General features: G+C 66.0%; 7 protein-coding genes. 5 read left to right on the top strand and 2 right to left on the bottom strand.

The features are described from left to right. The 5 genes from EOA38_RS03615 to EOA38_RS03595 form a co-directional block, all read left to right on the top strand. The coding region (locus EOA38_RS03615) for an FAD-binding protein (protein WP_127298463.1) at window positions 1-823 on the top strand (823 nt) is incomplete at its 5' end. A 2-nt stretch (window positions 824-825) separates the two neighbouring features. Beyond that, window positions 826-1707 (top strand): carboxylating nicotinate-nucleotide diphosphorylase, encoded by an 882-nt coding sequence (gene nadC / locus EOA38_RS03610; RefSeq protein WP_127298462.1) that lies wholly within the window; start codon window positions 826-828, stop codon window positions 1705-1707. A gap of 173 nt (window positions 1708-1880) precedes the next feature. Further along, complete coding sequence (locus EOA38_RS03605; RefSeq protein WP_126090235.1) at window positions 1881-2321, top strand: hypothetical protein; 441 nt, start codon at window positions 1881-1883, stop codon at window positions 2319-2321. 90 nt (window positions 2322-2411) lie between these two features. After that, window positions 2412-2918, top strand: a complete 507-nt coding sequence (locus tag EOA38_RS03600) for a hypothetical protein (protein WP_245480747.1) — start codon at window positions 2412-2414, stop codon at window positions 2916-2918. A 163-nt stretch (window positions 2919-3081) separates the two neighbouring features. Beyond that, entirely contained in the window at window positions 3082-3828 is a 747-nt protein-coding gene (locus tag EOA38_RS03595) for a pseudouridine synthase (RefSeq protein ID WP_245464816.1), read from the top strand. 96 nt (window positions 3829-3924) lie between these two features. Here the strand turns inward: EOA38_RS03595 and EOA38_RS03590 are convergent, their stop codons facing one another. Together EOA38_RS03590 and EOA38_RS03585 are read right to left on the bottom strand one after the other, a co-directional pair. Then, window positions 3925-4506 (bottom strand): histidine phosphatase family protein, encoded by a 582-nt coding sequence (locus tag EOA38_RS03590; protein WP_127298461.1) that lies wholly within the window; start codon window positions 4504-4506, stop codon window positions 3925-3927. A gap of 105 nt (window positions 4507-4611) precedes the next feature. Continuing rightward, window positions 4612-5946 carry a dicarboxylate/amino acid:cation symporter gene (locus EOA38_RS03585; RefSeq protein WP_127298460.1) on the bottom strand — a complete coding sequence of 445 codons (1335 nt, stop codon included), beginning with the start codon at window positions 5944-5946 and terminating at the stop codon, window positions 4612-4614. Window positions 5947-6150: the final 204 nt, after the last annotated feature.

Genomic DNA, 6150 nt, shown 5'->3' with positions numbered 1-6150 from the left:
GGTCAGCGAAGCGGCGCGCGGCGAGGGCGCGGTTCTCGTCGACGAGCGCGGCTGGCGCTTCCTCGCCGATACACCAGGGGGAGAACTCGCGCCGCGGGACGTGGTGGCGCGAGCCGTGTGGCGCCAGTTCGAGGCCGGGCATCGCGTGTTCCTCGACGCGCGGCAGTGTCTCGGACCGAAATTCGCCGAGCGCTTCCCGGCGATCGCATCGCTTTGCTGCCAAGCCGGCATCGATCCCGCCGTGGAGCCGATCCCCGTGCGTCCCGCGGCCCACTATCACATGGGCGGCGTGGCGGTGGACACCGAAGGCCGGAGCTCGCTTCGCGGCCTATGGGCCTGCGGCGAAGTCGCCCGCACCGGGCTGCACGGCGCCAACCGTCTCGCCAGCAACTCGCTCATCGAGGCCGTGACATCGGCCGCCTGGATCGCGGCAAGCGTCGCTGCCGCGTCGCCAGGCGCGCATAGACGGCTGAAGCCCGCGATCGTGCCGCCGCGACCGGATGCCTCGCGCATCCGCCCGATCGCTTCGCGCGCGCTCGGCATCGAGCGCGACGGCCAGACGCTACGCGACGCGGCAAGGACGCTCGTGCCAGTCGTCGCCGATGATGATGCCGCGTCCGATCCCGCGCTGATCGCGTTGATGATCACGGTTGCCGCTCTCCGTCGCGAGGAAAGCCGGGGCTCACACTTCCGGACCGATTTCCCCCGGCGCGATGCGCAGCCGCAATCGCTGCGGTTGGCGCTCGACGAGACGCTCGAAGCGGCGGCGATCCTTTCCGACACGGAATCCGACACCGCAGCGCTGTTCGGCAGGAGGGCTTGACCATGACGCTGACGCCTTTGCCGCGCGTGATGGTCGAGCCGCTGGTGCGCGCGGCCCTGCTCGAGGATCTGGGCCGCGCCGGCGATCTCACCACCGACGCGATCGTTCCGGCGGATGCGACCGCGACGATGGTGCTCGCCACGAGACAGCCGGGCGTGATTGCGGGTCTCGATGCCGCCGCCCTCGCCTTCGAGCTGATCGATCCTCGGACGGAAGTCACCGTGATCCACCCGGACGGCTCGGCTATCGCCGCCGGCGATGTCATCGCAGCAGTGCGCGGACCTGCGCGCGCGCTGCTCACGGCCGAGCGAACGGCACTCAACTTCCTTTGCCATCTGAGCGGTATTGCCACGCAGACAGCGGCGGTAGTCGACGCCGTGCGAGGCCACAAGGCCAAGATCGTGTGCACGCGAAAGACCACTCCTGGCCTGCGTGCGCTGGAGAAATACGCCGTGCGCGCCGGTGGCGGCGGCAATCACCGCTTCGGCCTCGACGACGCCGTGCTCATCAAGGACAATCACATCGCGATTGCTGGCGATATCCGCACGGCCATCGAGCGGGCGCGTGCCGGCGTCGGCCACATGGTGCGGATCGAGGTGGAAGTCGATACGCTTGAGCAACTCGACATAGCGCTCGCGGCCGGCGTCGATGCAGTGCTGCTGGACAACATGTCCCTGGAGCAGTTGACCCAGGCGGTGGCGATGGTCGGCGGGCGCGCGATCACCGAGGCATCCGGCCGGGTGACCGCGCAGACGGCGCCTGCGATCGCCGCGACCGGCGTCGACCTGATCTCGGTCGGCTGGATCACGCATAGTGCCCCGATCCTCGATATCGGACTCGATGCCCCGGCCGCGGCCATTTCGCCGATCGCTGGCAAGCCGTAGCGGATCAGTTGGAGACGCCTCCGACCGTCAATACCGGCGCATCGGGTGCGGCGGCACCGGCGATCTCGGCCTGGTGAAATGCATTTGCTCGTATCCGGCCGATCGCGGATTTGCTTTGCTTGGTGAATGCCTATCCTTAGGGCAAACTGCCCGTAGGGCTTTCAGGAGGAAAAATGAGAGCACGAGCGGCGACGGTCGGAGACCTCGAGAGTGTTTTCCGTGATCTGTCCAAGCGGATGTCGGACGAGTATCTGGCGGCCGGCAAGGACAGCAAGACCGCCTACGACAATCTGATGATGAACCTGAAGGAAGGCCGGGCTCATGCGCTGGTCCAGGGCGACAAGACCGTGGCCATCATTGCCTGGCACGAGCACGGCGACGCGGCCGACACGCTGTTTGCCGCACAGGAGGACTTCTTCAGCGCGGCAACGGTTCGCTTCTGCAAGCGCCACATCCGCCATATCCAGGCACTTGCCGGCAATCTTCCTATACACTCGCGCAGCTGGCTCCATGGACCCGACGTCGCGAGATGGTTCCGGATCATCGGCTATGTCGAGCGAGGGCGGGAGAACGGCGCCATCCTGTTCGAGCTGCCGCCCTCTCCCAACGGCTGAGACGTTCCGGTCATCTCTTGCAGCGGCTTGCACGGCGCACCAATTGGCGAGATGGTATGGGAGGCAGCCGGGGGCGCTGGCACGCCGGAAATGTGGCTGCTGGAAATCGAGATGTTGCGCGCTTGCTTGGCCTTTGCCGCCCTTGTTGCCTTAGTGAGGTCGACAGAAGCAGGCGAGCGATTGCCCCATCTGCTCGACAACTCCGATCTGGCGGCCGCCTATTTGGGTGAGTCCGACCTTGTGACCGCCTATGCGACCGGAATGGCGCGCTACCGTCTTCAGCTCATGGCGCGCACGGGCACGGCCAACCTCGCCACCCCTCTCGAGCCTTCGGCCCTGCGGCCGGAATTCCGTCAGCGGACATGGCGTTCGGCGGACGGCAGCCTGCTGCAAGGCTTCGCCGGCAAGGGCGGCTTCCGGCTGACCATCGGCAACTGCCTTGCCCGCATCTGCGCGGCGAACGAATGCAGCGAGGCCGGCTGGCCGATCTATGCCTGCAGCGACGGGCGCAAGCGCAGGATGTCGGTCAAGAGCTTCGTGACGGCTACCTTCGACGGTGTCGCTTACCGGCGGTTGAGCGCGCCGCCGGAACCATGACAGCGGGTCAGGCCGCGCTGCCTGCTCGCGCAAGGCTGGTCTTCCACCTCGGGTGCGCGCCCGTGTCTTGACGATGGATGGACCGCGGGCGGGTTGCGGTCCCATTGCCCTGCGTGGCATCTGTCGGCCGATGACACGCAAGCCTATGCGACAACCACGCGAGATGCCCCGGCGAGCCGTTGCCGGGAAGGTCAGCCTCGACCGGGCGCTGTCGAAGCTTGGGTTTTGCTCGCGCAAGCAGGCTGAGCAGCTGATCGCCGAGGGGCGCGTGCAGGTCGCGGGCAAGGTGGCGCGCGACCCATCATTACGCATCGATCCCGATCGCGACCGCATCACCGTCGATGGCGAGCGCGTCGCCGCCGAGCGCAAGGTCTATCTGATGCTCAACAAGCCGCGCGGGCTGGTCACCACGCGCGACGATCCCGAAGGCCGAGGCACGGTCTATGACTGCCTTGCCGATCTGGAGCTGCCCTTCGTCTCGCCGGTCGGCCGCCTCGACAAGGCAAGCGAAGGCCTGCTCTTGATGACCAACGACACGCGCTGGGCGAACGGGCTGCTCGATCCGGCCTCGCATGTCGCCAAGACCTATCATGTCCAGATCGCTTCCGCCCCTGACGAGGCGATGCTCAGGCGGTTTCGCGAAGGTGCTGTCGCGGACGGCGAACTGCTGACGGCGAGCGCGATCGAATTGCTGCGCAGCGGCGGGCGCACCGCCTGGCTGGAGATCGTCCTCGATGAAGGCCGCAACCGCCAGATCCGCCGCCTGCTCGGCGCTTTCGACATCGAGGTGCTCAGGCTGGTGCGGGTGGCGATCGGCGCCCTGCAGCTCGGCGATCTCGCGAAAGGCAAGGCGCGGCATCTGACGACCGAGGAGTTGGCGATGCTGTCGGGCGAGAGGAGTCGTGCCTAGCATCCCCCTCACCCGGATTGGCGCCGAGTCAACCTCTTCTCCCCACCGGGGAGAAGGTGGCCGCGAAGCGGCCGGATGAGGGGGAGCCCGCGATCGCTACTTCTGGTTCCACCTGCGGATCACCGGCTCGGTCGGATCATGCTCATAGCCGAGAATGCTGAGGCTCGCGGTGTCGAGCACGAAATCCGCTCCACCTTCCGGCGGCAGGCCGACCCAGCGCGCTGCAAATACGCGCAGGAAATGCGCGCTCGAGAAGATCAGCACATTGCCGGCAATGGCGCGCAGCCCGGCAATGATCGCATCGGCCCTGGTTCCGACGTCCTTCGCTGTCTCGCCGCCCGGACAGCCGTCGCGAAACAATTGCCAGCCTGGGCGCCGGCCAAGAATCTCCTTCGTCGTCATGCCTTCATAGGCACCATAATCCCATTCCTGCAGGTTGGCCTTCTTCACCGCGCGTTCGCCGAAACCGGCAAGCCGGCAGGTATCGAAGGCGCGCTGCGACGGGCTCGACCAGACCGCCTGGAAAGTCAGGCCCTGGAGACGATCGGCAATGCCGTGCGCCGCCTCTTCGCCCTTCGCGGTCAGCGGAATGTCGGTGCGGCCGGTGTGCTTGCCCGAGGCGCTCCATTCCGTTTCCCCATGGCGGACAAGGTAGATTTCGGGAAACATGCTGCTCATGCACGGGCCTTCAGTTCGATTGAGCGCAGCCTATGCGGCGGCTGGCGAAAAGAACAGGCCGCGGCGGAGCCGCGGCCTGTTCAGGCTCGGGAGGATGCTGACGGGTCAGGCCGGCTGCAGGCCGCCCGACAGCGCCAGGTCGGCCTCTTCCGGCAACTGGCCGGCCATGGCGGCGGCGAACTGCTTCTGGTCGAGTTCGCCTTCCCAGCGCGCCACGACGATGGTCGCAACCGCATTGCCGACGAAGTTGGTGAGCGCGCGGCATTCCGACATGAAGCGGTCGACGCCGAGGATCAGCGCCATGCCGGCGACCGGTACCGAAGGCACGACCGAGAGCGTGGCGGCTAGCGTGATGAAGCCGGCACCGGTGATGCCGGCGGCGCCCTTCGAGCTCAGCATGGCGACGAGCAACAAGAGGATCTGGTCGCCGAGAGTGAGCGGCGTGTCGGTCGCCTGGGCGATGAAAAGCGCTGCAAGCGTCATGTAGATGTTGGTGCCGTCGAGGTTGAAGGAATAGCCGGTCGGGATGACCAGGCCGACCACCGAGCGCTTGCAGCCGGCGCGTTCCATCTTGGCCATCAGGCCGGGAAGTGCGGCCTCCGACGACGAGGTGCCGAGGACCAGCAGCAGCTCTTCCTTGATATAGCGGATCAGCGCCAGGATGGAGAAGCCGTTGTACCATGCGACCGCGCCCAGCACGACCAGCACGAAAAGCAGCGACGTCAGATAGAAGGTGCCGATCAGGAAGGCCAGGTTGGCGATGGTGCCGATGCCGTATTTGCCGACGGTGAAGGCCATGGCGCCGAAAGCGCCGATGGGGGCTGCCTTCATCAGAATGGCGACGAGGCGGAAGATCGGTGCGGTCAGCGCCTGCAGGAAATCGACGACCGGACGGCCGCGCTCGCCGACGAGCGCCAGCGCCACGCCGAACAGCACCGAGAAGAACAACACCTGCAGGATATCACCCTGCGCGAAGGCGCCGGTGATGGTGTCGGGGATGATGTTCATCAGGAAGCCGACGATGGTCGTGTCATGCGCCTTTTCGGTGAAGGTCGAGACCTTCGAGGCATCAAGCGTCGCCGGATTGATGTGCATGCCGGCGCCGGGCTGGATGACGTTCGACACGACCAGGCCGATGATAAGCGCCAGCGTCGAGAAGACGAGGAAATAGGCCATGGCCTTGCCGGCGACGCGGCCGACCTTGTGCAGGTCGGAGACACCGGCGATGCCGGTCGCGACGGTGAGGAAGATCACCGGCGCGATGACCATCTTGACCAGCTTGATGAAGGCATCGCCAAGCGGTTTCAGCGAAGCGCCGAAATCGGGATAGAAATGGCCGAGCAGGATGCCGGCGGCGATTGCCACCAGAACCTGCACATAGAGATGCCGGTAAAAGGGAACCTTGCCGCGCGGTTCCGCGGCAGCGACTGCGGTCTGCATCGTATCCTCCGTTCAGCCCCGATCGAGAAAGCTCGACCTCCCTGGGGCAGTTGACCTCCACAGCCTCGCGGCTGCTGTGGATGCATTTGCAATGGGCGTGCCAGTTTCCGCCTCGAAGCGTCTCTCATTGATTCTGTTGGTTTTTTCGAACCGGCGATCCTCGACTCCCAAGAATACCGTGCGGCGATCCGCATAGGTCGAATT

It is taken from the genome of Mesorhizobium sp. M1E.F.Ca.ET.041.01.1.1 (assembly GCF_003997355.1).
Taxonomy (GTDB): Bacteria; Pseudomonadota; Alphaproteobacteria; order Rhizobiales; family Rhizobiaceae; genus Mesorhizobium.
This window is presented reverse-complemented; position numbering and strand designations above follow the sequence as displayed.

What these genes read in the sequence shown, in the direction of transcription:
- EOA38_RS03605 (WP_126090235.1), top strand. Translation starts at nt 1,881, where the DNA reads ATGAGAGCACGAGCGGCGACGGTCGGAGACCTCGAGAGTGTTTTCCGT.
- nadC (WP_127298462.1), top strand. Translation starts at nt 826, where the DNA reads ATGACGCTGACGCCTTTGCCGCGCGTGATGGTCGAGCCGCTGGTGCGC.
- EOA38_RS03600 (WP_245480747.1), top strand. Translation starts at nt 2,412, where the DNA reads ATGTGGCTGCTGGAAATCGAGATGTTGCGCGCTTGCTTGGCCTTTGCC.
- EOA38_RS03590 (WP_127298461.1), bottom strand. Translation starts at nt 4,506, where the DNA reads ATGAGCAGCATGTTTCCCGAAATCTACCTTGTCCGCCATGGGGAAACG.
- EOA38_RS03585 (WP_127298460.1), bottom strand. Translation starts at nt 5,946, where the DNA reads ATGCAGACCGCAGTCGCTGCCGCGGAACCGCGCGGCAAGGTTCCCTTT.
- EOA38_RS03595 (WP_245464816.1), top strand. Translation starts at nt 3,082, where the DNA reads ATGCCCCGGCGAGCCGTTGCCGGGAAGGTCAGCCTCGACCGGGCGCTG.